Below are 24,272 nucleotides of genomic sequence, written 5' to 3'. Positions count from 1 at the left end.
CGGGCCCTGGCGGACGGGCCCTGGCGACGGGCCCTAGCGCTTGAGGGCGCGGTAGCGACGGATGAGGGCGTTGGACGACGAGTCGTGGGCGAGCTCGGGTTCGGTGCCGGAGGTGAGTTCCGGAGTGATCCGGGCCGCGAGTACCTTGCCGAGCTCCACCCCCCACTGGTCGAAGGAGTCGATGTCCCAGATCACCCCCTGGGTGAACACGCTGTGCTCGTAGAGGGAGACGAGTGTGCCGAGCAGCCGAGGTGTCAGGACCTCGCCGAGCAGCACATTGGTGGGGCGATTGCCTTCCATGACGCGGTGCGGAACGACCTCGGGCGCGGTGCCCTCCGCCCGGACTTCCCGCTCGGTCTTCCCGAAGGCGAGCGCTTCGGCCTGCGCGAAGATGTTGGACGACAGGATGTCGTGGTGGTCGCCGAGCGGGTTGAGGCTCTTGCCGAAGCCGATCAGATCGAGCGGTATCAGCCGGGTCCCCTGGTGGATGAGCTGGTAGAAGCTGTGCTGGCCGTTGGTGCCCGGCTCTCCCCAGTAGACGGGGCCGGTGTCGTAGTCGACCGGTGTGCCGCCCAGGGTCACATGCTTGCCGTTCGACTCCATGGTCAGTTGCTGCAGATATGCCGGGAACCGCTTCAGATACTGCTCGTACGGCATCACACCGATGGTCTGGACGCCGAAGAACTCCGCGTACCAGACGGCGAGGAGCCCCATGAGCCCGGGCAGGTTCGCCTCGAGCGGGGCCGTGCGGAAGTGTTCGTCCATGGCGTGGAAGCCCGCCAGCATGTCGTGGAACTGCTCGGGCCCGATCGCGACCATGGTGGACAGACCGATGGCGGAGTCCATCGAATAACGACCGCCCACCCAGTCCCAGAACTCGAACATGTTGGCCGTGTCGATGCCGAATTCCGCCACGCGCCGGGCATGGGTCGAGACCGCGACGAAGTGCCGGGCCACGGCCTCCTCGCTGCCGAGGGCGCCCACCACCCAGTCGCGCGCCGAACGGGCGTTGGTGAGGGTTTCCAGCGTGCCGAAGGTCTTGGAGGAGATGATGAACAGGGTCTCCTCAGGGGAGAGGTCGCGGGTCGCCTCGACGAAGTCGGTCGCGTCGACGTTGGACACGAAACGGAAGGTCAGATCGCGCCGGGTGTAGTGGCGCAGCGCCTCGTACGCCATGACAGGACCGAGGTCGGAGCCGCCGATCCCGACGTTGACGATGTTTCTGATCGGCTTTCCGGTGTGCCCCTTCCACTCGCCCGAGCGGATGCGCCGGGCGAACGCGGCCATGCGGTCCAGGACGGAGTGGACCTGGGCGACGACATCGGCGCCGTCGACGACGAGCGAACTCCCTTGTGGCATACGGAGGGCCACGTGCAGCGCCGGGCGGTCTTCCGAGACGTTGATGTGTTCGCCGCGGAACATCGAGTCCCTGCGCTCTTCCACACCGCACTCCCGGGCGAGCTCGCAGAGCAGCCGCATCGTCTCGTCGGTGACGCGGTTCTTGGAGTAGTCGAGATACAGGCCCGCCCCCTCCGCGCACAGCCGCTCACCGCGGTCCGGGTCCTGGGCGAACAGATCACGCAGATGGACCGCTCCGATCTCGGAGTGATGTTGTTCAAGCGCCTTCCACGACGGCTTCTGCCGCAGGGAGTCGATGGACATCTCGCGGACCTCCTCAGCCCGGAGCCACCAGCTCGCGCGCCACCTGAGAGACACGCTCAGGGGTGAATCCGAACTTGTTGAGCAGCTGTTTGAGGGGTGCGGAGGCGCCGAAGGTGTGCATGCCGACGATGGCCCCGCTGCTACCGACGTACCGGTCCCAGCCGAGCGTGGATGCCTTCTCCACCGCGACCCTGGCCGTCACCGCGGGCGGCAGCACCTGATCGCGGTACTCCCGCGGCTGGCGGTCGAACAGCTCCCAGCACGGCATGCTCACCACCCGGGACGCGATGCCCTCGGCGGCGAGTTCGTCATGTGCGGCCAGGGCCAGCGACACCTCGGAGCCGGTGGCGAGCAGGATCACCTCGGGCTCGCCCGGGGACGCGTCCGCCAGGACGTAGGCACCCCGCGCGACACCACTGGCCGCCCCGAGCCGATCGCGGTCCAGGGTGGGGAGGGACTGGCGGGAGAGGACGATCGCGGCCGGCTCCCTGCGCAGGGCGGTGACCAGGCGCCACGTTTCGACGACCTCGTTCGCGTCGGCGGGCCGGAAGACGAGCAGCCCGGGCGTCGCGCGCAACCCCGCCAGTTGCTCGACGGGCTGGTGCGTGGGTCCGTCCTCGCCGACCCCGATGGAGTCATGGGTGAAGATGTGCAGGGTGGGGATCTCCATCAGCGCGGAGAGGCGGATGGCCGCCTTGGCGTAGTCGGAGAAGATCAGGAACCCGGACCAGTACGGACGGAGCTTCGTCAGCGCCATGCCGTTGGCGACGGCGGCAGCCGCGTGTTCCCGGACACCGAGGTGCAGATTGCTCCCGGACCGGTCGTCGGGCTGGAAGTCGCCCGCTCCGCCGAATACGAGGCGGGTCTTGGTCGACGGCGCCAGATCGGCGGACCCGCCGAGGACCCAGGGCACAGCCGTGGCCACGGAGTTCAGCACCTGGCCCGACGAATCGCGGCTCGCCAGACCCTTGGGGTCGGCCGGGAAGGTGGGCAGCGCGTCCTCCCAGCCGTCCGGGAGCCGCCGACGCTGGATCCGCTCCAGCTCCTCGGCGAGATCGGGGTGTGCGCCGCGGTAGGCGTCGAACGTCTTCTCCCAGCCGCTGCGCAACTCCGCGCCCCGCGTGCCGATGCCACGCGCGAACCAGTCGGGCACACCGTCGGGGATGTGGAAGTCGGCGTCCGGCGGAATGCCGAGAACACGCTTGGTGGCTCTGACCCCTTCCGGCCCGAACGGCGCTCCGTGTGCCTTCGGTGAGTCCTCGACCGGCGAGCCGTAGCCGATGTGGCTGTGTACGAGGACCAGGGTCGGACGCTCGGCCTCGGTGCGGAAGGTGTGGAAGGCGCGGCTGATCTGGTCGAGGTCGTTGGCGTCGGCGACGGTGGTCACGTTCCAGCCGTAGGCCAGAAAGCGAGCGGCGACATCCTCGGTGAAGGTGATGTCGGTGTGGCCCTCGATGGTGACCCGGTTGGAGTCGTAGATCCAGCACAGGTTGGACAGCTGCAGGTGTCCGGCCAGCGAGGCCGCCTCGGAGGAGACGCCCTCCATCATGCAGCCGTCCCCGGCGAGCGCGTACACGTCGAAGTCGAAAAGCGTGAAGTCCTCGCGGTTGAACCGCGCCGCCAGCCACTGGCCGGCGATCGCCATGCCGACGGAGGTGGCGACACCCTGCCCGAGCGGGCCGGTGGTCGTCTCGACGCCGCTGGTCCAGCGGTACTCGGGATGGCCCGGGCAGCGTGAATCGAGCTGCCGGAACGACTTGAGATCGTCGAGGGTCACCGCCGGACGGCCCAGCACCTCGTAGTCGGGGTCGACCGTGCGAACACCGGTCAGGTACAGCAGCGACCAGAGCAGGGTGGAGGCATGGCCCTCGGAGAGCACGAAGCGATCGCGGTTCGGCCAGATGGGATCGGCGGGATCGAAGCGCAGAAACCGCTGCCAGAGGGTGTACGCGACGGGTGCCATCCCCATCGGAGTGCCTGGGTGCCCCGAATTCGCCGTCTGGACCGCGTCCATGCACAGTCCGCGGATCGTGTTCACCGACAGCGTGTCCAGGTCGGTCATCGCCACGCCGCCCTTCCGTGCTCTCGATGCACCTGGGTTGGAGGCTTGGCCACGCGTGGGCCCTCTCATTCGGCCACTTTCACCAGCCTAGGCTTGCCCGTACCCACCCTCAACTCAGGTCGGCTCGGCGCCGGGCTCCCAGGGTCAGCACGCGGCATGGCGACGATGCCGGCGACCGGCCGGCTTTTGGCCCTTCACCGGATCCATCGCGCACTCTGGAAGGAAGCACATGCGATCGCAGGCGCCACCGCCGCGTCCGACGGTGCTCCCCGCGGTCGGTGTCGAACCGGAGGAGAACGAGCCATGGCCGGACCGGTGGCAGTGCTTTTCGATATCGACGAAACCCTGGTCCACACCGGCGATTCGGGAAGACGCAGCTGGGCCTGGGCCTTCGATCAGTTGCACGGTGTAGCCGCCGATATCGGAAAGCACACCTCGGCGGGGGAGACAGATCCGCAGGTCGGCCGGGAAACGTTCCATGCCGTGCTCGGCCGGGAACCCAGTCACGACGAGATGGCCCGGCTGTACGCCGCGTATCTGTGGCATCTGTCGGAGGACATCTGGGCTTCCAAGGGGTACCGCGTGCTGGACGGCGTCGAGGAAACCCTGCGACGGATCGCGGACGCGGGGGTCATCCTCGGACTCATCTCCGGCGCGATGGAAGGTGCGGCCAGGATCAAGATGGAACCGGGCAAGCTCGGCCGCTACTTCGTCTTCGGCGCCTATGGCTCGGACTCACCGGACCGGGCGGAGATCACCCGCATGGCGATGGCCAAAGCCGCTCGGCTGCACGGGCGCGGTCTGACCCGCGACGAGGTGTACGTGGTCGGGGACACGCCTCGCGATATCGAGGCCGCGCACGCGGCACACGCGACCGGGGTCGGGGTCGCCAGCGGCCACTACACGGTCGAGGAGCTGAGTGCCGCCCAGGCCGACCACGTGCTCATGGCGCTGACCGAACCGTTCCCGCAGATCTGAAAACCCCGCTTCGACGGCGCGCCCGAGCAGCCCCATTGCGGCCGGCGTGTTGTCCGGGCCGCTGTTGGCCTCGGCGAGCGCGCCACCTGCCGTGGTCAGTTCGACTGCCGACGGGCCTGCTTCACCTCGCGGTCGACGGCCCAGGCGTCGGCGACCGGCCCGAGGTGGCCGAGCTTATCGGGGTTGATCACCGTGCGGATGGTCTGAATCCGCCCGTCGAGCACATCGAGGGCCAAGGTGTGGAGCACCTTGCCGTCCCGGTCGCGGAAGATGGCACCGGGCTGGCCGTTGACCTCGTGCGGCTCGAACGTCACGTCGATCCGGATCATCAAGGGGAAGACCGTGCCCAGCACCCGGGCCACGTTCTCCGCGCCCATGATGGCCTTGGCCAGCTGCGGGGCCTTGCCGCCGCCATCGCCGACCAGTTGTGCGTCGGCGGCCAGCAGATTCTGCAGCCCGCCCACATCGCCGTCCTTGAGGGCGTCGAAGAACCGCGTCGCCAGTTCCTGCCGCTCCTGCCGGTCCGCCTCGAACCGCGGCCGTCCGGCCTCCATATGCCGCCGCGCCCGCACCAGCAGTTGCCGACACGCCGCCTCTGAACGCCCCACCGCCGCGGCGATCTCGTCGAACCCGAAGGCGAACACCTCGCGCAGCACAAACACCGACCGCTCCAGCGGGCTGAGCCGCTCCAACAGCAGCAGCGCGGCCATCGACACCGAGTCGGCTAGCTCCGCCGCCCTCGCCGGGTCCTCGTACGGATCGCTCAGCAGCGGCTCGGGGAACCACGGTCCGACGTACTCCTCCCGCCGCACCCGCGCGGAACGCAGCACATCGATCGAGATCCGTGTCACCGTGGTCGACAGAAAGGCCTTGGTCGAGGCGGGCCGGGTCGTCGAGCCGTCAAAGCGCAGCCATGTCTCCTGCACCGCGTCCTCGGCCTCGCTCACACTGCCCAGAATCCGGTACGCGATCGAGAACAGCAGCGGCCGCAGCTCCTCGAATTCCTCGACCTTGCTCACGTCGGATCCCCTCCCACAGAGGCCCTTCCACCCGGTCGTACTCGCGGGCGCGGGCACTTTTTGCTGATCATCCGGACCACCGGCAGGCCAGGGTAACGCCCACGGTTGACCATGATGTGTTTTCCTTCGTGATCGTCAGCGGCTTACACCCCCTGAGACGAGGCAGCCCAAAGCCTCGTGACATAGCCAGGAAATAGTGTGCCAAGCCGCGGGGGAGGGACGTGAGGGGACAGGACGCTCGCGCGGCTCCGGCTCTCGAGAGATATGGGACGTGCGAGCCTGCGGTGCGCGTGCTTCGGTTGGTACACAAGCGGTGAAACGGATGCAGCTCCTCGATGGGAGGTCATGCGATGAAGATCGCAGTCATCGGCGGTACCGGGCTGATCGGATCACAGGTCGTGAAGAAGTTGAATGCAGCCGGTCACGAGGCGGTGCCCCACTCGAAGTCGACGGGAGTCGACGTCATCACGGGGGAAGGGGTGGCGGAGGCCGTCGCCGATGCCGACGTCGTCGTCAATCTGACGAACTCCCCGACCTTCGACGAGGCCTCGGCGGTGTTCTTCCGGAAGTCGATGGAGAACCTGCTGACCGCCGCGGAGAAGGCAGGCGTCCGCCACTTCGTCGTGCTCTCCATCGTCGGCGTGGACCAAGTGCCCGAACTGGACTACTACCGTGCCAAGGCCATGCAGGAAGAGATGCTCGCCGCCGCGTCGATCCCTTACTCGATCGTCCGCGCCACCCAGTTCATGGAGTTCATGGACGCGACCATGTCCTGGACGACCGACGGGAACACCGTCCGTCTGCCCGCCACTCCGATCCAGCCCATCGCCGCCGGGGACGTCGCCGACGCGGTCGCCGAAGTCGCGGCGGGCGCGCCGCTGCGGGGGATCCGCAACGTCGCCGGCCCCGAAGTCTTCCCGCTCGACGAACTCGGCAGGATCACCCTCGCGGCCCGTTCCGACGCCCGTACCGTCATGACGGACGACACCGCCGGCATGTTCGCACAGGTCCGCGGGGACGTCCTCACGGGCAAGGAGGACGCCCGGCTGGCCCCCACTCGCTACGCGGACTGGCTGGCTTCCCGATAATTTCACACTGTGCTGCATCGACACTGTGCTGCATCGACACTGTGCTGCATCGACACTGTGCTGTATCGACACTGTGCGGTCAAAAGAATGGGCGACGGTCACTACCCGTATTACTCTGTATCCCGGATGGGCTGTCACACACCATGCACACGGTTCGAGACGTGCGGATGGGCAGCGTAAAGGGTCTGTGGATGAGAGGAACGCATGGTCTCGGTAGCCCACACGGCACAGAGCATTGAGATCACCGCAGAGAACCTGCGGGAGGAGCTGCGTCGCCTGGAGGCCCAGCGGCAGGCCCTGGAGCGGGAGCTGGCCGCGGTGGTGGCGCATCTCGGCTCGGTGCGGACGACCCTGAACGCTCTGCAGGACCTGATGCGGGTGGCGACGCCCGCGTCCGGCGAGGCTGCCGCGGGTGTGGCCGTCCCGAAGCCGGTACGGGCAAAGGTCACCGAGACGGCCCCGACCACCCCGTCCGGCCCCGCGCCGGCACCGGACGGTGCCGCGGTCGCACGGGCGGAGCCCGAGGCCCCGCCGCAGCGGCCTGAAGGACAGCAGAAGCAGCAGAAGCAGCAGAAGCCGACGCGCACCGCGCGACGTGGCGAGCGCGGCGATCGGAAGGCGGACGGGCAGTACGGCAGGCTCACCGAACAGATCATGGACTTCTTCGCGGGCACCGGTGGCGCCGATGTCCGCGCGCGTGACGTCGCCGCCGCGCTCGGACGGGACACCGACGCCGGCAGCATCAACGCCGTGCGCAGCACGCTCGACCGGCTTGTCGCGACCTCGCGCGTCCAGCGCGCGGGGCGCGGTCTGTACCGCGCCACTCCGTCCTGATCACGTACGCGAGCACGCAGGTGTCACAACGCACGGTTCTGACCTGTCAGTAAGGATGGAACCGAGAGAAAACAGAGGACACCGTGCGTGAGATCCTGATCGTCGGCGGCGGTTACGCGGGCTTTTACACAGCGTGGGGCCTTGAGAAGAAGCTGCGCCGCGGGGAGGCGCGGGTCACCGTCGTCGACCCGCGTCCGTATATGACGTACCAGCCGTTTCTGCCCGAGGTCGTGGCGGGGTCCGTGGAGGCCCGGCACGCCGCCGTGTCACTGCGACGGCATCTGCGCCGTACCCGGGTGATCGCGGGAACGGTGACGGAGATCCGCAACAGCGGTCGGACCGTCACCGTCCGGCCGGAGCGCGGGCCGGACTATCAGCTGCACTACGACATGCTCGTGGTGACAGCGGGGGCGGTCACCCGCACCTTCCCGATACCGGGGCTCAGTGAGCAGGCGTATGGCCTGAAGCATGTCGAAGAGGCCGTCGCTGTCCGTGACCGGCTGCTGACCTCCTTCGACCGGGCAGCCGCACTGCCACGCGGGCCCGAGCGCCGGAAACTTCTCACGGTCACCTTCGTCGGTGGCGGCTTCTCCGGTGTGGAGGGTTTCGGCGAGCTGCTGTCCCTGGCGGCCGCGCTGCTGAAGCACTACCCGGAACTCGACGCCCAAGAGCTCGACTTCCACCTGGTCGAGGCGCGCGGCCGAATCCTTCCCGAGGTCACCGATGAACCCGGTGCCTGGGTGGTCCGGTCCTTGGAGCGGCGAGGGGCGAAGGTGCATCTGAACACCCAGCTCGTCTCGGCCGAGGACGGCCATGTCGTGCTCTCCAACGGGCAGGAGTACGAGTCGGGCCTGATCGTCTGGGCCGCCGGCAACGCGTCGAACCCCATCGTCCACAACCACACCGACCTTCCGGTCGATGAGCGTGGTCTGCTCGTCGTACGGGCCGACCTGCGCGTGGGTACGGACGCGGAGGTGGTGCCGGACGTATGGGCCGCGGGCGACGACGCCGCCGTACCGGACCTCGCGGTGGGACGGCCGGGAGCACATACTGTGCCCAACGCCCAGCACGCCGTACGGCAGGGCAAGCGCCTGGCGAAGAACATCGTGGCGACGTTGCACGGGCGGAGGACCAAGAACTACGTCCACCACAGCCTGGGCGTGGTGGCCACGCTGGGTATGGGGCGGGGCATCTTCCAGTACCGGCGCCTCGTCATCAAGGGCTTGCCGGCCTGGCTCATGCACCGCGGCTACCATGTGCTCGCCGTGCCGACGTGGGAACGCAAGGTCCGCGTCCTCGCCGTCTGGCTCACCGCCGCCCTCTACGGGCGGGACATCGTCTCGCTGGCCTCGGTGCAGCGCCCCCGGGAAGCCTTCGTATCCCGGGGCAACCCCCGTAGCAGTGACGAGCCTGCCGAGGCAAAGGCTCGGTGATCCTGGGGCAGACCTGAGTGCCGTGTGTCGGCCCGGCCCGGCGGCGTACGAAGCCTGCCGAGGACCGGGCCGACGCGGTTGTATCCGCTAGAGCGCCTGCCGGTGCCGGTTATTCCACGAAGTACGAGTCGTGCCTCACGAAGAACTCGGCGCGCTCCTCGTCCGTGGCATCGGCGAGCTGCGACAGTCCCTCGAAATACTCTTCACGCGGTGCGCCGGGAGTGAAGAGCAGCAGCATTTCAGCCGGTGCGTCGGAGTCGTTGCGAAAGGCATGCAGCCCGCCCTGCGGTACATGCAGAAAGTCGCCTTTTTGCCCGTCGATCCACTCCGCGCCGTTGAAGAGGCGAACGGTGCCGTCGAGGATGAAGAAGGACTCCGAGACGGACTTGTGGAAGTGAGTCTTGGGGCCACCGGCCTTGGCGCTCATCTCGACCCGGTAGAGACCGAATTCACCTCGCGTGGTGGCAGTGGTCGCCAGATAGTGAATGGCATCGCGGCCGGCTGTGCCGACATTCGGCGCGGTGTTCGCCGGCCGGAAGTTGGCGTTGATCTCGCCGCTGTTTCCCGAATACACCTGCTCTGGGTACGACATGCCTACCATTCCTTTACGTGTGTTGGATACGCAATGGCGCTTCTGCTTGCGGCCACGCCCTGCTATGAAGGACCGAATACCCCATGCGTATGTGACACGTTTGCCAGCCGCCGCTCCAGCGGCCGGATCGGCACGCTCGCCGTCAGCGCCAGGCAGGCCACAACCACCCACGGCAGCACCCGGTTTACGCCGTACAGGACGCCGAACAGGCCGGGTGTCACCCAGGGCGGTGGCCACGCACCAGGCAGCCCGCAGCCGGCCGCCCCGGGCCATCGCGCCGCCCCGGGCCATCGCGCCGCCCCGGGCCATCGCGCCGCCCCGGGCCATCGCGCCGCCCCGGGAGGTCGGTGACGGCGAGGAAGTAGACCATGGACAGAGGGAGATAGAGCCCGGTGCCGATGGCCGGCGCGGCCGGCAGCGCCCACACGGCGTCGTGGCGGACGCCGCTCGTTCGCACTGGGTTGTCCTCCGTTTCTGTGCGGCGGATGTCGAAGGCTGGTGACTACTGGAAGTCGCAGCCCGGGTTGGCGGCGTCCTGGGAGAAGGGGGCGCCGTGGGGCAGCACGTAGAGAACTTCCAGGACGACGTCCGTGGCACCGAGGTTCCGGCCGATGTGTACGTGGTCGGTACCGGGGGGTTCCTCGAGGAAACGGCCCTGGGGGTACACACCGTCGGACTTGCAGGTGGCAGCGAAGTGGCTCAGGGTGCCCTGTTTGACATACGCGTACAGTGTGCCGTCGTGGAAGTGCCAACCGGTCGCCTGACCTGGCGGGATGGTGACTTCCCGCAGGATGTAGTCGCGCCCGCCCACGGTGGACTGGGCGATGACCTTGCCGGTCACCCCGGGACCGCCCGGGGTCGCGTGCGCGACCCCTGCGGGGAGGGACAGAACGACAGATAAAGCCCCAACGGCTCCCATACGGGCTATGTTGTGCATGCCATTCCCATCTCATGGTGAGGTGTTGATTGTTGGGCCGGGCCCAAGCGGATCGGCGTCCGCTCAACAGTGTCACACGGTGCTTTCTCCGGTGATGAGCGATCGGCACACGGCTCACCCCAGGCCACGGCCCGCATGGCGACCGATGACGGTGTGTGGGCATGAGATAACAATCCGTATTCGGCTGAGTCCTGCCGTTCCGGTCTTCGTCGGTCCGCGCGTCTTTCTGCCCCAGTCCTGTCACAGGACCGGGTTGACCTCGGTCTATGCAGGAGACGCGATTGGAGCAAGCCGTGACCTTCACCGACCACAGCCCCCTCAGCACCACGACGAACGCCCTTGACGAGGCTGTTTCTGTCTTTGTGCGGCTCCGGCCACGTCTTTTCGGTATCGCCTACCGCGTGCTCGGCAGCGCGGTCGAGGCTGAGGACGTGGTCCAGGAGGTGTGGCTGCGCTGGCAGAAGACCGACCGCTCCACGGTGGTCAGCCCGGCGGCCTTTCTGTCGAGTGTGACGACCCGGCTGGCCATCAACGTCGCCCAGTCGGCCCGTGTGCGCCGGGAAACCTACATCGGGCCATGGCTGCCCGAGCCCATTGATACGAGTTCGGACCCGGAGGTGGGCGCGCAGCGGGCGGAGGCGCTGGAGCTGGCTCTGCTGCTGGTGCTGGAGAAGCTGAGCCCCGCGGAGCGCGCGGCGTATGTACTGCGTGAGGCGTTTGATTACAGCTATCCCGAGATCGCCGACATGCTTCAGCTCAGCGTCGTCAATGTGCGGAAGATCGTAAGCCGTGCCCGTAAGCACCTGGGCGCGGAACAGCGGGAGAGCGTGGACGCGGAGGAACACCGACGCCTCCTGGACGCCTTCGTCGGCGCAGCTCAGAGGGGCGATATCGGCTCGCTGGAAGCCCTCCTCACCCCGGATGCCGTCAGCCTGTCCGACGGCAACGGGATGCGGGGCGCTGCGCGCATACCCGTTCTGGGCTGTGCGCGGGTGGCGAACCTGGCGACTGCGTATCCGCGATTCTGGCGTGGCTTGGATCTCCGGTCCGTCCATGCCAACGGGCGTTCGGGAGTGATGATCTACCGCGAGGGCGAGCCCAAGACGTTTCTGACGGTGGCCGCCTCGCGGGAGGGCATCTACAAGGTGATGTGGCTGTTCAACCCGAGCAAAATCGCCGCGTTCCTCGATTCACGCTCTCGCTCCGTATCGCCACCCGGCTCCCTGTCGTGAGCCCGGGCCAGAGGCCGTCGCTATGCCTGTGACGGCCTCTGGTGTGCGCTGGAGGGTTGGTTCCAGGAGCGGAGTTTGTCGGGGTTGAGTACGACCCAGACCTGTGCCACGCGGTGGTCGGCGATGTCGAGGCTGATGACCGCGGCCACCTGGTCGTCGTAGCGTGCCACCAGACCCGTCCGGCCATTGACGGACTGGGCGGTCAGGGTGGTGCGCGGGCGCCGGACCAGCAGTGTCATCAGGCTGTATGCGACCTGTTCGCCGCCGTGCACGGGTCGGGCCAGCGCACGGACCTTGCCACCGCCGTCGAAGAACGCCGTGGCATCGGGCCATAGCAAGGACGCCAGCAGCCCGGCGTCCTCGGTCACACAGGCCTGCCGGACGGCACGGGCGACCGTGTCATGCTGCTCCGGCGTCGTGGGACGCGACCGCCGTGCCCGCAGACGGCGACGCGCACGATCGGCGAGCTCGACACACTCCGGCCCCGTACGCCCCACGATGTCGGCGACCGTATCGGGCGTCATCCCGAACACATCGTTGAGCACGAACGCCGCACGCTCCGCCGGCGACAGAGAATCCAGAGCATTCAGCAGAACCCCGCTGAGCTCCTGTTCCAGCTCCGCGCTCGCCCGTGCGCCATCGGCGTCTCCCGTATACGGGCCGCCCCCCTCACCCTGGTCCGTGTCGTCACCGCGATCCGGCAGCGCCAGGCGGCCCAGGCAGATACCACCCGCGATCTTGGCAAGCCAGGAACGGGGCACCGCGATCCGCGCACGCGCCGAGTCCGACAGCCCGTACCACCGACGGTAGGTCTCATCAATGACACTCTCCGCCGCGCCGCCGCTGCCCAGCATCCAATAAGCGACATCCAGGAGATATCGGCGCTCATCAAGCAGCTCCGCGATGGGCACTGCATCACCGGCATGGTCCATACGGCATCCTCCCTCGCCTCAATCCATGTGACAGGGCAGGCATGGATCTTGTGACATGGCACAGGCGGTGCCTTCCGTAGCCATGTCACATATGCGCCGGCTACTCGGTCTTATGTAGCAGCCACCGAATCGAGGCGCGTGGGGCGAGTGGAAGGCAGCCACGCCGGTCGACAAGCTCGATGTGGTGGTCATCGCGACGCATCACGAATGGTGGTAGAAGAATGGCCAACGCGGGCCGGTCAACCGAATCGCAGCGAGGGCGCAGAGGGGAAAAGGTCGCCGAATGGACCCGCGGGCGGCTGGGTGTTCACAATCTCACCAGAACCGGTATGCGAAAGGCATTCCCGGACCACTGGTCCTTCATGCTGGGGGAGATCTGTCTCTACAGTTTTCTCATCGTTATCGCCACAGGCATCTATCTGAGCCTGTACTTCCACCCGACGATGAACCAGGTGGAATACCGTGGCAGCTACCTGCCCCTGCGGGGCCAGATGGTGTCGGAAGCATTTGATTCGACCATGCACATCTCCTTCGATGTGCGCGGCGGCCTGCTGATCCGGCAGGCCCATCACTGGGCGGCGCTGATATTCGTCGCCGGGATATTCGTGCATATGATGCGCGTGTTCTTCACGGGCGCGTTTCGCAGGCCGCGCGAGCTCAACTGGGTGTTCGGCTTTCTGCTGCTGATCCTGGCCATGTTCGCCGGTTTGACGGGATACGACCTCCCGGGCGATCTGCTGTCCGGGACCGGGCTGGTGGTCGTGAACGGAACACTCCTTTCCGTGCCGATCGTCGGCACCTATCTGTCGATGTTCCTCTTCGGGGGTGAGTTCCCCGGGAACGACCTGGTGGCACGCTTCAACACCATCCATGTCCTGGTGATCCCCGGCCTCATGGTGGGACTGAGCGTCGCCCATCTGATCCTTGTGTTCCGCCACAAGCACACCCAGTACCCGGGGTCCGGGCGCACCAACAGGAACGTCATCGGCATGCCGCTCCGGGTGCACGCGGTAAAAGCGGCAGGGTATTTTCTCCTGGTCACCGGGGTAATCTTCATGATCGCCTCGATCGCACAGATCAACCCCGTCTGGGAGTACGGCCCCTTCCGCCCCGATCAGGTTTCGGCGGGATCACAGCCGGACTGGTACATGGGCGTAGCAGATGGGCTGATACGGGTCATGCCCGGCTGGGAGATCAGTATCTGGGGCCATACCCTGGCCCTTGACAACCTGATCCCGCTGTCGGCGGGCGTCGGTCTGTTTCTCGTCATGGGCGCATACCCGTTTGTCGAGGCATGGGCCACCGATGACGACCGTGAACACCATCTCCTCGACAGACCACGCAACCGGCCAGTGCGCACGGCGCTCGGCGCAGCATGGATCAGTGTCTATCTGGTGGCGCTGATCGGCGCAGGGAACGACATCATCGCGACCCAGTTCGACGTCTCGGTCAATTCCGTGACGTGGGCGGTTCGCATCGGACTCTTCCTCGTACCCACCGTCGTCTATTCGGTGACGAAGCGGTGGGCCCTCGGCCTTCAGCGCCGCGACCGGGACAAGGTGCTGCACGGACGTGAGACCGGCATCATCAAGCGCTTGCCGCACGGCGAGTTCGTCGAGGTGCACGAGCCACTGAGCCGGGAGCGACTGCACGTCCTGACAGCGCATGAGCAGTACCGGCCCATCGAGTCCGGTGCCCCGGGTGTCCAGGGAGGCCCGGAGAGCAGCACCAGCCGCACTCGGCGGTTGCGGGCCAGGCTCAGCCGGGGTTTGTACGGGGAGCGGTCGCAGATTCCCAAGCCCACCGTCCAGGAGTACAGGGAGATCACCAGCGGCCATCGACGGTGATATGCGATCGCGGTGCCGAGGGCCGATCGTCGAGATCCAGGTCACATCCGTGCGTGTCACAGCGGGCCGGGCTGCCTCGTCTCAGGGGGTGTAAGCCGCTGACGATCACCGAGGAGAGCACATCATGGACGCGCGACTGAACTACTTCACCATCCCGGCCGCGGGGAAGGCCCTCAAGTACTTCATGTCGGCGGGCAAGGAGCTCAAGGACATGCCACTGCCCGCCGCGACGCAGGAACTGGTGGCCCTGCGGGTGAGCCAGATCAACGGCTGCGCCGTCTGCATCGACATGCACACCAAGGAAGCCACCGCCGCCGGCGAGACCCCGGTACGGCTCAACCTGGTCGCGGCGTGGCGGGAAGCCACCGTCTTCACCGAGGCCGAACGTGCCGCACTGGCACTGGCGGAGGAAGGAACCCGTGTCGCGGACGCGGCCCACGGGGTCAGCGATGAGACATGGGCGCGGGCCACCGCCCACTACGACCAGGAACAGCTCACTGCCCTGGTCATCCTGGTCTCCTTCATGAACTCGGTGAACCGGCTCAACATCATCACCCAGCAGCCCGCCGGCAACTACCAGGCCGGACAGTTCCACTGAGAGGCAGAGGGGCGATACCGGGCGACAGGAACCTCGCGCTCGCGGTATTCGTATTGACTTCGCTTCGACCAGTACGGCCGAAGGGTGAGGAGCGCGGATATGGGACTGTCGACGGCGTTTACGGAACTGTTCGGTGTTGAGCATCCGATCGCCCTGGCCCCGATGGGCGGATCGGCCGGTGGCGCTCTCACGGCGGCGGTTTCACGCGGCGGCGGGCTCGGACTGCTGGGCAGCGGGAACGGGGATCAGGACTGGCTGGCCCGCGAGCTGCCCGTCCTGGTCGATGAGTGCGCGGGGAAACCCTGGGGCATCGGCTTCCAGACGTGGGCCATTGACGACGGTGTGATCGCGCGGACGCTGGAGCACAACCCGACGGCGGTGATGCTGTCCTTCGGCGACCCCAGCCCGTTCGTGGAGCGTGTCCGCAGCGCGGGCGCGGCGCTGATCGTCCAGGTCACCGGTGTGGAGGAGGCCCGCAGGGCGGTGGATCTGGGTGCCGATGTGATCGTGGCGCAGGGCACCGAAGCCGGTGGGCATGGAGCCCGGCACGGACGGTCCACACTGCCGTTCGTACCCCTCGTGGTGGATCTCGCGGCGCCGGTGCCGGTGTTGGCGGCCGGCGGGATCGCCGATGGCCGAGGGGTGGCGGCGGCCCTGGCGCTGGGGGCCACGGGCGCCCTGCTCGGCACCCGCTTCCAAGCCACGACCGAGGCCCTGGTCGCCCCCGCGACGGCCAGGGCGATCGTCGAGGGACGCGGGGAGGACACCGAGCGCAACAGGGTGCTGGACATCGCCCGCGCCTCGCGGTGGCCGGCGCGGTACACCGCACGCACCCTTGGCCACCCCTTCCTCGACGAATGGCGGGGCCGGGAGGACGAACTCGCAACTGACCCTCATGCCCAGCAGGCATACGAAGACGCCGTGGCCCAAGGCGAGATCCCCGCACTGCCGCAGTGGGCCAGCCAGGCCATCGACCTCATCAACGACCTGCCGTCCGCGGCCGATCTGGTCGGCACCCTGGCCGCCCAGGCCGAGGACGCGCTGGCCCGAGCCGGCAGGCGCTGACACCCGGCAAGCGGCGTTGAGGCTCGCCGACGGTCACCGGTTGAACAGCTCGAAGACTACGGCTGGTTGTCCGCCGAACCGGGCGCTCAGCTCGCGGGTGTTGTCGGTCAGAAAACGGCGCACATACGTCTCGGGATCCTCGTCGGTCAACGCCTCGATGTAGGCGCGGTGCTCGAGCAGCGAGCGCACCGCCCGCTCCAGGCCGGGGGCGGCCGGCACGGCGTGGGTGGGGTTTTTGGAGTTGGCGACAGCGACCCAGCGGACGCCGTTCCATGGTTGCAAGCCCTGCTCGATCAGCTCCGGAAAGATCCAGCGGTTGCCGGCGTCCGCCACCGCGTCGAGCGTGGCGTGCCCCACGGCCACGTGGTCCGGGGTGTTCCAGACACCACCGTCCCATGTGGTGTGATGGTTGAGGGTGATCACCAGCTCGGGCCGGTGGCGACGAACGGCAGCGGCAATGTCGCGGCGCAGGGAGACGCCGTACTCGATCGTGCCGTCCCGGTGGTCGAGAAACTCCACCACGGACACGCCAACGGCGGCGGCACTGGCCCGCTGCTCGCGCTCCCGCAACGGTCCGCACTCGGCCGGTGCAACGGTGTCGATGCCTGCTTCGCCACGCGTGGCGAGGACATAAGCGATCTCACGGCCCTCGTCGATCCAGGAAGCCATGGCGGCCGAGCACCCATATTCGAGGTCATCAGGGTGGGCCACCACGGCGAGGGCACGCTGCCAGTCCGTGGGCATGGGCCGCAGCTGCGTAGAGTTCGACTCCGGCACGGTCTCTGCTCCTCATGGTGGGTCTTGGTCGGTACAAAACGTGATAGCGGACTTGTGTCACTCATCGCCAGAGGCGGTGATTGGACCGTGGCTCAAGGGGCGGTGTCGTCAACCACCCATGCCTCCGGCATTGAGGCCGATGACGGTCCGGGGCCGCGCCTCGCACCGTGACGAAGGCCAACAGCGCTCCGATTCCCAGAATCGCCGCGCGGCCGCGTTGTTGATCCCGCTTGCTCCGGGTCGGCCTCGACGCGTCGTATGTCGGCGATGTCCTCCCTGCCCTGCTGGTCATAGGCGCCGGCATCGCATGAGTACGGTGGTCGGCGACATGGCGCCCAGACTCGCGTACAGGCAGAGAGGGTGACCAGGTTGATGGTGGTGAATTGGCGGGAGGCCGGAGTGCGGTGTCCCCGCGGTATCGCCTCGGTTTCGGGGCCGGCCGCGGCTGCCTGATGCGCGGTGGCTGCCCATGTTGGGAGCGAGGCCGCACAGGAGCGAGGCCACGGCGAACCATATGACACCCAGGACGAAGACCCGGCGTCGTCCGAAGCGGTCTCCGAGGGATCCGCCCAGCAGGATCAGGGCCGCGAGGGTCAGAATGTAGGCGTTGACGGTCCACGTACGGAGTGACCGCATGCGCGGTGACGTCACCCCCGCGCCGTTCCCACTGTGCGGAACGGCGCGGGGGGCGAGACAGCCACCGACATGACTTACTGCTGCTGCGTGAGCCAGTCGGCGAACCGGGTCCCGGCGATGTGTGCGTCAGGACCGGGCAGGAGCGTGGTCTCCTGCAGTTCGGTACCGAAGTACAGGGCGTGCGGGTCCGTGACGACCGTACGGGGGTCGTTCTTGGCGGCAAGGCCCTTGCGGATGAGCTCGTCCAGCTGGAACTGGTCGGGCCCGGCGGCCTCCACCACGCCGTTGACGGGGGTGCCGACCGCGGTGCGGCCGACGGTGGCGGCCACGTCGTCGGAGTAGATGGGCTGGATCTTGATGGGAGCCAGCCGCACGGTGTCACCCTCGGTGGCCGAGGCCGCGATGCCCTTCATGAACTCGAAGAACTGGGTGGCGTGGACGATGGAGTACGGGATGCCCGAGTCCTTGATCAGCTCCTCCTGGGCCTGCTTGGCGCGGAAGTACCCGCTCCCCTGCAGCCGTTCGGTGCCGACCACGGACAGCGCCACATGGTGTGTCACACCGGCCTCGGCCTCCGCCTTCAGCAGGTTGGTGGTCGAGGTGCGGAAGAAGTCCATCACGGCCTCGTCCTCGAACGAGGGGGAGTTGGACACGTCGACCACGACCGACGCGCCCTCCAGGACCTCGGCCAGGCCCTCGCCCGTCAGCGTGTTGACGCCGGTGTTGGGCGCGGCCGCGACCGCCTCGTGCCCGTGCTCGTTGAGCTTGCCGACCAGCTTCGAGCCGATGAGCCCGGTACCACCGATCACTACAACCTTCATCATGGAAACCTTTCGGATGTTGTCATACGTGCGCAGCGCGCGCATGCTGCGATGCACTGTTCACCGGCACCGGCTGATTTCGCCTTCACTGGAGAGACCGGACAGCCGCGCCATGTGTGACAGGCGGCCGCGGAGATTCCACAGATGTCAGCGAGCGGACATCACTCGACGAGCTTTCCTTCGGTCGAGACATCCTCCATCAGTGCGGAGATCTCGTCCGGGATGGGCGGAATGCTTTCGTGGGTGACACCCGTCGTCGGGGACCAGACAAGGTTGACCTGCAGAGCGGGGTCGAGGGTCGGGTAGTCGCTGCGGTTGTGGCAGCCGCGGGTCTCACGGCGCTCAAGCGCCGCTTCGAGCGTGGCCCGGGCCGCCAGGGCGGCCGACTTGAGATCGAAGGCGTGCGCGAGATCCTGATAGCCGGCGATATCGGGGTGGACGCCGACGTCTTCCATCCTCTTCTCGATCGCGGTGAGCTCCGCCAGCCCGGCGCGCAGCCCCTCTTCGTCGCGTACGACCCCGGCATGCTCGGTCATGGTGTTACGGATGGCGCGCTGCAGGGCCCGGACGTTCTCCGGCCCGTCCGCCGCGAGCAGATCGTCGATCTCGGCACGGGCCCGGGCCACCGCCGACGCCGACCGCGGCTGCGCGGTCAGCGCCTCCGAATAGGCGGCGGCGGCCTGGCCCGTGATCCGGCCGAAGACCAGCAACTCGATGAGGCTGTTGCCACCGAGGCGATTGGCGCCGTGCAGTCCGCTCGACGCCTCACCGATCGCGTACAGGCCGCGGACGTCCGTGCTGTGGTCCTCGGGCCGTACCCAGACCCCGCCCATCGAGTAGTGCGCGGTGGGCGCGATCTCGATGGGCTCGCGGGTGATGTCCAGCATCTGCAGGTCCAGAAGGGTCTGGTAGACGCGGGGGAGCCGCGTCATGATCGTCTGCCGTGGCAGATGAGAGACATCGAGCCACACCGCCCCGTTGGGGGTCCCGCGCCCCTCCTTGATCTCCGTGTACGAGGCGAGGGCCACCCGGTCGCGGGTGGACAGCTCCATGCGCTCGGGGTCGTAGCGGGTCATGAACCGCTCCCCGAGCGCGTTGCGCAGGACACCGCCCTCACCGCGCGCGGCCTCGCTGACCAGGGTGCCTGCCGCGTTCTCCGGCTCGATGATCCCGGAGGGATGGAACTGAACCAGCTCAGGGTCGCGCAGACGGGCTCCGGCCTCCACGGCCAGACGGAACGAGTCACCGGTGTTCTCGTCACGTCGTGAGGACGTACGCCGCCAGATGCGGGTGTGGCCACCCGCCGCGAGAATGACGGCGTCGGCATGGATGAGATACCGCGTCCCATGGGTCAGGTCGAAGCCGTAAGCGCCGAAGACGGCACCGTCCTGCACCAGGAGCCGAGTGATGTAGACGCCGTCGAGCGCCGGGATATCGAGCTGCTCCGCGCGTCTGATGAGCGTGCGCTGGATCTCCAGACCGGTGTAGTCACCGGCGAAGGCGGTGCGCCGGAACTTGTGCGCACCGAAGAAGCGCTGGGAGATCCGGCCGTCCCCTTCCCTGGCGAAGGCCATGCCGTACCGCTCCAGGTCGTCGATGCCCCGGGCCGCGCCCTGGGTGACGATCTGGGTGGTGCGGGGGTCGGCGAGCAGATAGCTCTCCTTGAGGGTGTCGGCGGCGTGCTGCTGCCAGCTGTCCTCGGGGTCCATCGTGGCCAGGGCCGCGTTGATTCCTCCGGCGGCGAGTGCCGTATGGGCATCCTCCTTGGGGCGTTTGCCGACGGCGAGGACGTCGACACCGGACTCGGCCAGTTCGATCGCCGCTCGCAGTCCCGCCCCTCCTGTACCGATCACCAGCACGGTGGTGGCAAGACGTCGTTCAATCACAGCCACTGTCTACTCCGATCGCGGGGGTTGTCATCCACTACGACCAAGTGGTTCGGGTATCTGTGACACTCACACGTTGTCATCCGACGCGGTCCAGCGGGACGTCCGGGTCGGCGAGGAGCGCGTCATCGACGTCGGCCCCGGAGGTGATGAGGGACCGGATCGGATCGATGACGTCCCATATGTTGACGCTCATCCCCGCCAGTACGCGGTTCCCCGACATCCAGAAGGCGATGAACCGCCGCTCGGCCGGCTCGCCACGGAAGACGACGCGGTCATAGCCGCCGGGTTCCGTGTAACCCGTGTACTCCATGCCCAGGTCGTACTGGTCCGTGTAGAAGTACGGCAGCCTGTCGTACACAGCGTCCTTGCCGAGCATGCTCAGCGCCGCTGTGCGCGGCTGGTGCAGTGCGTTGGCCCAGTGCTCCACACGCAGATGGCGGCCGAGCAGCGGGTGGTAGGCGTTGGCGACATCGCCCGCAGCGTAGATCCCGGCCACCGAGGTCCGCAGATGTTCATCGGTGACGATGCCGTTGCGCACGTCCAGGCCCGCCTCCTGAGCCAGTTGGACGTTGGGCGCGATGCCGATGCCCACGACCACCGCGTCCGCGGCGAGGTGGGTGCCATCGGCGAGCCGGACCCCGTCCACCCGGCTCTGCGTTCCGGTGAGGGATTCCACCTGCGCGTTGGGGCGCAGCACGACGCCATGGTCGGTGTGCAGGCCGGCGAACACTTCGGCGGCCTCGCGTCCGAGCACCTTCAGCAGGGGGAGCTCCGAGTGTTCGAGCACCGTCACCTCCGCCCCGGCCATCCGGGCCGCCGCGGCGGTCTCGAGCCCTATCCATCCGCCGCCGATGACGACGATCTTCGCCCCCTCGACAAAGGCGGACTTGAGCCGTTCGCTGTCCCCCACCCGGCGCAGATACAGAACGTTGTCGAGGTCCGCCCCGGGGATGGACAGGCGACGCGGAGACGAACCGGTGGCCAGGAGCAGCTTGGCGTAGGACACCCGGTCCCCGTTGTCCAGCTCCACCTGCTGGGCCCGTGCGTCGATCGCCCGCGCGCTGGTGCCCAGGCGCAGTTCGACAGCGTGCTCCGCGTACCAGTCCGCGGGGTGTACGAAGATCGAATCGCGCTCTTCCTTCCCCAGCAGATAGCCCTTGGACAGCGGTGGCCGGACGTACGGCTGCTCCCGCTCGTCACCGACGACGATGAGTCGGCCGCTGTGGCCGTGCTCCCGGAGCGCCTCCGCCGCCTTGCCCGCGGCCAGACCGCCTCCGACGATCACGTAAGTATTCTCGGGGGACACGATGTTCCTCATCTCGGATGTCGCAGCTGCGAGCCATGGTGAGAGTCATCCATCAGACCGAGTCGCCCCTCGTCTTGTGACAACCGGGGGCCCGACCACCTGGGGGGCCTGCGCCGCTGTCACACCATCGAGGGGTTCCTGGTCATATTCCCAGAGAACACCTGTCGCGCCACGCTCACCAGTCGGTTCTCGCCGAGACGAAGGAGGATGGGGTGACGTATGTCATCGGGCAGCCCTGCATTGATGTCAAGGACAGAGCGTGCGTCATCGAATGCCCCGTGGACTGCATCTACGAAGGCAATCGCACGCTCTACATCAACCCTGCCGAGTGCGTGGACTGCCATGCCTGCGAGCCGGTCTGCCCCGTAGAAGCGATCTTCTACGAAGACGACCTCCCGCAACAGTGGGCACAGTACAAGGCCATCAACGCCGAGTACTTCGAGTCGCCCACCGGGAGCCGGAGCGAGCCGTTCGCCACGGGTGATCACCCCGCCATCGCCGCATTGCCACCACAGAGTCCGCGGAAGAACGACATCGCCGTCTTCGCCATCCGCAAAGAAGAGGCCGCCGACGCCGACCTGTGGTTCCCGCTGTGAATCGATACGGCTGTGATCCGGACCGGTGAGGCGCCGCCACGCGCTGCCGGACAACAGCACATGGCGGCTGCACGGACGAAAGCCTAGGAAGCCAGAGTGATGGTGGTCGGCGTTCCCCGCCAGGCCATCCTGGCGTAGGGGCACAGCGAGTCGGCCTGCTCCAGCAGAGGAGCGGCGATCTCCGGATCGATGCCCGGCCACGAGGCGACCAGATCGACACGCAGCAGATAGCCGCCGTCTTCCGGGTCCCGCCCAAAGGCCACGGTCGCCTCTACGGAGATGGTGGAGGGGTCGAGCGCGGCCTGCCGTGCCACCAGGCTCAGCGCTCCGTGGAAGCAGGCCGCGAAACCGGCGGCGAACAACTGCTCCGGATTCGTCCCCTGGCCGTCTCCCCCCAGTTCGGCGGGCATACGCAGACTGAGGTCCAGGACCCCGTCGTCCGATCGCGCCCTCCCCGAGGCCCGCCCATGACTTGCTGTCCCACCGCTGACGGTGACCGTCGTTGTGTAGATGGGTGAGAAGGATGTCCCGGCGAAGTCCTTCTCGGTGGACAGATTGGGCGGCTGGGTCGGGTCAGTCACAGCAGGGCTCCGTCGACGTTGGGTTACGGATGACTAGTTGACCGGCTAGTCACGCCTTGTGTGACATCTGGTCCGCAGCCTCCACAAACCCGGAGCGGTGCCTTGGTGAGACGCACGTCACGCGCCAACCCTGTCGCACTTTGCCGGGGTGCCCGGTCAGTAAGTGTGTATCCGCAACATGGTTAGGAGATCACCATGGAATCGCGTCTCAACTACTTCGGCAATCCCCTCGCGGGCAAGGTGCTGAAGCACATCAATTCGGCCGGCAAGGCGGTGTCGGACTCGACGTTGCCGGCCGCCACGCAGGAGCTGGTGAAGATCCGCGCAAGCCAGATCAACGGCTGCGGCTTCTGCACCGACATGCACACCAAAGAGGCCGCCCTCGCCGGGGAAACCTCGCTGCGCCTCAACCTGATCGCGGCCTGGCGCGAGGCCACGGTCTTCACCGACGCCGAGCGCGCCGCACTGGAGTTGGCGGAGCAGGGCACCCGTATCGCCGACGCGGCCGGTGGTGTCACGGACGAGGCGTGGGCCAACGCTGCCAAGCACTACGACGAGGAGCAGCTTGTCGCGCTGATTTCCCTCATCGCCGTCATCAACGCCTACAACCGCATCAACGTCATCAACCAGCAGCCCGCCGGGGGCTACCAGCCCGGCCAGTTCGGCTGACCGGCCACCGCCACCGTCCCGATCTGACCCGTACGGTCCGTCCCCTCGCCGCCTCAACCCGTGGCGAGGGGACGGACCGTCGGCGTGATGGCTGGGCCTGTCGGACGAGGAGGGCCAGGTCAGTCCACGGGACGCGGGGCACGCAGATGGGCCCGTCGGCTCAGTTCCTCCTCGTCGACCAGCCACCACCCGGCTCCCAGAACGTCTCTCCGGCGTTGACCACGCGTTCCGGCTCGCCCTCGAGCTCGAAACGCACCGCGCCCTCGATCACGTGTCCGAAGGCCGGCCCCGAGTGACGATGCGCGTCTTCCACGCCTCGGACCGTGGCTGCTTGTTGGTTTCGCCCACTGGGCCCATATTTGTCATGATGTCGCGCCTCCATGGATTCGCCATGGGTGAACCGGGTCCGTGCACTCCTGACTCACACCATGTTTGACAGTGATGACCGGACACACGGTGGTTCTGTGACAGGATGTTGGCGAAGCGCCGTTCGGCGTATCCGACGTACCGGGCGATCGAGGAGCTGGGCCGAAGGAGCCCCGGTCCCAGGAGGTCAGCATGCTCGCGCTGCACCTTCTCCAGTCCGCCCTGGTGACGCCGAGGCCGGCTGCCGACGTCGAGGGGGGGGGGGGCGGGGGGGGCGCCCCCCCGCCACGCCGGGGGGGGTGTCGGCCCGGGGGGTTTTTTGTGTAGTGGGGGGGTTGAGAATTTGCGTTTT

Annotated in this window: 21 protein-coding genes and 3 pseudogenes; 10 read left to right on the top strand and 14 right to left on the bottom strand. The window is 67.5% G+C overall.

Annotated elements, in window-relative coordinates; all coding sequences use genetic code 11:
* Nucleotides 1-33 precede the first annotated feature (33 nt).
* Together pgi and tkt are read right to left on the bottom strand one after the other, a co-directional pair.
* Complete coding sequence (gene pgi / locus ACFV2X_RS01675; RefSeq protein WP_385609941.1) at nucleotides 34-1,662, bottom strand: glucose-6-phosphate isomerase; 1,629 nt, start codon at nucleotides 1,660-1,662, stop codon at nucleotides 34-36.
* Nucleotides 1,663-1,675: 13 nt separating this feature from the next.
* Nucleotides 1,676-3,724, bottom strand: a complete 2,049-nt coding sequence (gene tkt, locus ACFV2X_RS01670; protein WP_385610378.1) for a transketolase — start codon at nucleotides 3,722-3,724, stop codon at nucleotides 1,676-1,678.
* Nucleotides 3,725-4,027: 303 nt separating this feature from the next.
* Here tkt and ACFV2X_RS01665 point away from each other — a divergent pair, with 303 nt between their 5' ends.
* Nucleotides 4,028-4,702 (top strand): HAD family hydrolase, encoded by a 675-nt coding sequence (locus ACFV2X_RS01665; RefSeq protein WP_385609939.1) that lies wholly within the window; start codon nucleotides 4,028-4,030, stop codon nucleotides 4,700-4,702.
* Nucleotides 4,703-4,797: 95 nt separating this feature from the next.
* Here the strand turns inward: ACFV2X_RS01665 and ACFV2X_RS01660 are convergent, their stop codons facing one another.
* Entirely contained in the window at nucleotides 4,798-5,721 is a 924-nt protein-coding gene (locus tag ACFV2X_RS01660) for an RNA polymerase sigma-70 factor (RefSeq protein ID WP_385609937.1), read from the bottom strand.
* Nucleotides 5,722-6,071: 350 nt separating this feature from the next.
* Here ACFV2X_RS01660 and ACFV2X_RS01655 point away from each other — a divergent pair, with 350 nt between their 5' ends.
* The 3 genes from ACFV2X_RS01655 (at nucleotide 6,072) to ACFV2X_RS01645 (ending at nucleotide 9,076) form a co-directional block, all read left to right on the top strand.
* The gene (locus ACFV2X_RS01655; RefSeq protein ID WP_385609935.1) at nucleotides 6,072-6,809 is read left to right on the top strand and encodes an SDR family oxidoreductase; all 738 of its coding nucleotides are present in this window, start codon (nucleotides 6,072-6,074) and stop codon (nucleotides 6,807-6,809) included.
* 204 nt (nucleotides 6,810-7,013) lie between these two features.
* Complete coding sequence (locus ACFV2X_RS01650; RefSeq protein ID WP_385609933.1) at nucleotides 7,014-7,643, top strand: hypothetical protein; 630 nt, start codon at nucleotides 7,014-7,016, stop codon at nucleotides 7,641-7,643.
* An 83-nt stretch (nucleotides 7,644-7,726) separates the two neighbouring features.
* Nucleotides 7,727-9,076 (top strand): NAD(P)/FAD-dependent oxidoreductase, encoded by a 1,350-nt coding sequence (locus tag ACFV2X_RS01645; RefSeq protein WP_385609931.1) that lies wholly within the window; start codon nucleotides 7,727-7,729, stop codon nucleotides 9,074-9,076.
* 109 nt (nucleotides 9,077-9,185) lie between these two features.
* Here ACFV2X_RS01645 and ACFV2X_RS01640 read toward each other — a convergent pair whose 3' ends face one another.
* The 3 genes from ACFV2X_RS01640 to ACFV2X_RS01630 all read right to left on the bottom strand — a co-directional run bounded on the left by ACFV2X_RS01640 (nucleotide 9,186) and on the right by ACFV2X_RS01630 (nucleotide 10,605).
* On the bottom strand, nucleotides 9,186-9,668 hold the full coding sequence (locus ACFV2X_RS01640) for a cupin domain-containing protein (RefSeq protein ID WP_385609929.1): 483 nt from the start codon (nucleotides 9,666-9,668) through the stop codon (nucleotides 9,186-9,188).
* A gap of 217 nt (nucleotides 9,669-9,885) precedes the next feature.
* Entirely contained in the window at nucleotides 9,886-10,125 is a 240-nt protein-coding gene (locus tag ACFV2X_RS01635; protein WP_385609927.1) for a hypothetical protein, read from the bottom strand.
* Between the two features lie 45 nt (nucleotides 10,126-10,170).
* On the bottom strand, nucleotides 10,171-10,605 hold the full coding sequence (locus ACFV2X_RS01630; protein WP_385609925.1) for a cupin domain-containing protein: 435 nt from the start codon (nucleotides 10,603-10,605) through the stop codon (nucleotides 10,171-10,173).
* A 293-nt stretch (nucleotides 10,606-10,898) separates the two neighbouring features.
* On the opposite strand from ACFV2X_RS01630, the gene ACFV2X_RS01625 reads away from it, so the two are divergent.
* The gene (locus tag ACFV2X_RS01625) at nucleotides 10,899-11,837 is read left to right on the top strand and encodes an RNA polymerase sigma-70 factor (protein ID WP_385610375.1); all 939 of its coding nucleotides are present in this window, start codon (nucleotides 10,899-10,901) and stop codon (nucleotides 11,835-11,837) included.
* A 20-nt stretch (nucleotides 11,838-11,857) separates the two neighbouring features.
* On the opposite strand, the gene ACFV2X_RS01620 is transcribed toward ACFV2X_RS01625, so the two are convergent.
* Nucleotides 11,858-12,769, bottom strand: coding sequence for an RNA polymerase subunit sigma (locus ACFV2X_RS01620; protein ID WP_385609923.1), 912 nt, complete (start codon nucleotides 12,767-12,769; stop codon nucleotides 11,858-11,860).
* 221 nt (nucleotides 12,770-12,990) lie between these two features.
* Here ACFV2X_RS01620 and ACFV2X_RS01615 point away from each other — a divergent pair, with 221 nt between their 5' ends.
* The 3 genes from ACFV2X_RS01615 (at nucleotide 12,991) to ACFV2X_RS01605 (ending at nucleotide 16,279) form a co-directional block, all read left to right on the top strand.
* Nucleotides 12,991-14,616, top strand: a complete 1,626-nt coding sequence (locus ACFV2X_RS01615; protein ID WP_385609921.1) for a cytochrome bc complex cytochrome b subunit — start codon at nucleotides 12,991-12,993, stop codon at nucleotides 14,614-14,616.
* Nucleotides 14,617-14,740: 124 nt separating this feature from the next.
* On the top strand, nucleotides 14,741-15,214 hold the full coding sequence (locus tag ACFV2X_RS01610) for a carboxymuconolactone decarboxylase family protein (RefSeq protein WP_385609919.1): 474 nt from the start codon (nucleotides 14,741-14,743) through the stop codon (nucleotides 15,212-15,214).
* Nucleotides 15,215-15,313: 99 nt separating this feature from the next.
* The gene (locus ACFV2X_RS01605; protein ID WP_385609917.1) at nucleotides 15,314-16,279 is read left to right on the top strand and encodes an NAD(P)H-dependent flavin oxidoreductase; all 966 of its coding nucleotides are present in this window, start codon (nucleotides 15,314-15,316) and stop codon (nucleotides 16,277-16,279) included.
* A 33-nt stretch (nucleotides 16,280-16,312) separates the two neighbouring features.
* Here the strand turns inward: ACFV2X_RS01605 and ACFV2X_RS01600 are convergent, their stop codons facing one another.
* The 5 genes and pseudogenes from ACFV2X_RS01600 to ACFV2X_RS01580 form a co-directional block, all read right to left on the bottom strand.
* Complete coding sequence (locus ACFV2X_RS01600) at nucleotides 16,313-17,023, bottom strand: PIG-L deacetylase family protein (RefSeq protein ID WP_385610373.1); 711 nt, start codon at nucleotides 17,021-17,023, stop codon at nucleotides 16,313-16,315.
* Nucleotides 17,024-17,521: 498 nt separating this feature from the next.
* Nucleotides 17,522-17,674 (bottom strand): annotated as a pseudogene (locus ACFV2X_RS01595) (MFS transporter); the annotation flags it as partial.
* A 92-nt stretch (nucleotides 17,675-17,766) separates the two neighbouring features.
* The gene (locus ACFV2X_RS01590; RefSeq protein WP_385610370.1) at nucleotides 17,767-18,513 is read right to left on the bottom strand and encodes an SDR family oxidoreductase; all 747 of its coding nucleotides are present in this window, start codon (nucleotides 18,511-18,513) and stop codon (nucleotides 17,767-17,769) included.
* 161 nt (nucleotides 18,514-18,674) lie between these two features.
* Complete coding sequence (locus tag ACFV2X_RS01585) at nucleotides 18,675-20,405, bottom strand: L-aspartate oxidase (RefSeq protein ID WP_385609915.1); 1,731 nt, start codon at nucleotides 20,403-20,405, stop codon at nucleotides 18,675-18,677.
* Nucleotides 20,406-20,478: 73 nt separating this feature from the next.
* Nucleotides 20,479-21,708: an NAD(P)/FAD-dependent oxidoreductase gene (locus ACFV2X_RS01580; protein WP_385609913.1), complete on the bottom strand. Its 1,230-nt coding sequence runs from the start codon at nucleotides 21,706-21,708 to the stop codon at nucleotides 20,479-20,481.
* A gap of 212 nt (nucleotides 21,709-21,920) precedes the next feature.
* Here ACFV2X_RS01580 and fdxA point away from each other — a divergent pair.
* A pseudogene (gene fdxA / locus ACFV2X_RS01575) lies at nucleotides 21,921-22,226 on the top strand (ferredoxin); the annotation flags it as partial.
* A gap of 161 nt (nucleotides 22,227-22,387) precedes the next feature.
* On the opposite strand, the gene ACFV2X_RS01570 reads toward fdxA, so the two are convergent.
* The gene (locus tag ACFV2X_RS01570; RefSeq protein ID WP_385610368.1) at nucleotides 22,388-22,816 is read right to left on the bottom strand and encodes an Ohr family peroxiredoxin; all 429 of its coding nucleotides are present in this window, start codon (nucleotides 22,814-22,816) and stop codon (nucleotides 22,388-22,390) included.
* Between the two features lie 264 nt (nucleotides 22,817-23,080).
* Between ACFV2X_RS01570 and ACFV2X_RS01565 the strand changes: the two genes are divergently transcribed.
* Nucleotides 23,081-23,554 (top strand): carboxymuconolactone decarboxylase family protein, encoded by a 474-nt coding sequence (locus tag ACFV2X_RS01565; protein ID WP_089507565.1) that lies wholly within the window; start codon nucleotides 23,081-23,083, stop codon nucleotides 23,552-23,554.
* A gap of 119 nt (nucleotides 23,555-23,673) precedes the next feature.
* Here the strand turns inward: ACFV2X_RS01565 and ACFV2X_RS01560 are convergent.
* Nucleotides 23,674-23,855 (bottom strand): annotated as a pseudogene (locus tag ACFV2X_RS01560) (cupin domain-containing protein); the annotation flags it as partial.
* Nucleotides 23,856-24,272: the final 417 nt, after the last annotated feature.

Source organism: Streptomyces sp. NPDC059679, from assembly GCF_042734105.1.
Lineage (GTDB): Bacteria > Actinomycetota > Actinomycetes > Streptomycetales > Streptomycetaceae > Streptomyces.
The sequence above is the reverse complement of the archived record's forward strand: the minus strand, read 5'-3'. Positions and strand labels throughout refer to the sequence as shown.

Coding starts and splice junctions, on each gene's coding strand:
- ACFV2X_RS01565 (WP_089507565.1), top strand. CDS start 23,081: ATGGAATCGCGTCTCAACTACTTCGGCAATCCCCTCGCGGGCAAGGTG.
- ACFV2X_RS01615 (WP_385609921.1), top strand. CDS start 12,991: ATGGCCAACGCGGGCCGGTCAACCGAATCGCAGCGAGGGCGCAGAGGG.
- ACFV2X_RS01620 (WP_385609923.1), bottom strand. CDS start 12,769: ATGGACCATGCCGGTGATGCAGTGCCCATCGCGGAGCTGCTTGATGAG.
- ACFV2X_RS01600 (WP_385610373.1), bottom strand. CDS start 17,023: ATGCCCACGGACTGGCAGCGTGCCCTCGCCGTGGTGGCCCACCCTGAT.
- ACFV2X_RS01665 (WP_385609939.1), top strand. CDS start 4,028: ATGGCCGGACCGGTGGCAGTGCTTTTCGATATCGACGAAACCCTGGTC.
- ACFV2X_RS01590 (WP_385610370.1), bottom strand. CDS start 18,513: ATGAAGGTTGTAGTGATCGGTGGTACCGGGCTCATCGGCTCGAAGCTG.
- ACFV2X_RS01640 (WP_385609929.1), bottom strand. CDS start 9,668: ATGTCGTACCCAGAGCAGGTGTATTCGGGAAACAGCGGCGAGATCAAC.
- pgi (WP_385609941.1), bottom strand. CDS start 1,662: ATGTCCATCGACTCCCTGCGGCAGAAGCCGTCGTGGAAGGCGCTTGAA.
- ACFV2X_RS01610 (WP_385609919.1), top strand. CDS start 14,741: ATGGACGCGCGACTGAACTACTTCACCATCCCGGCCGCGGGGAAGGCC.
- tkt (WP_385610378.1), bottom strand. CDS start 3,724: ATGACCGACCTGGACACGCTGTCGGTGAACACGATCCGCGGACTGTGC.
- ACFV2X_RS01630 (WP_385609925.1), bottom strand. CDS start 10,605: ATGCACAACATAGCCCGTATGGGAGCCGTTGGGGCTTTATCTGTCGTT.
- ACFV2X_RS01650 (WP_385609933.1), top strand. CDS start 7,014: ATGGTCTCGGTAGCCCACACGGCACAGAGCATTGAGATCACCGCAGAG.
- ACFV2X_RS01655 (WP_385609935.1), top strand. CDS start 6,072: ATGAAGATCGCAGTCATCGGCGGTACCGGGCTGATCGGATCACAGGTC.
- ACFV2X_RS01605 (WP_385609917.1), top strand. CDS start 15,314: ATGGGACTGTCGACGGCGTTTACGGAACTGTTCGGTGTTGAGCATCCG.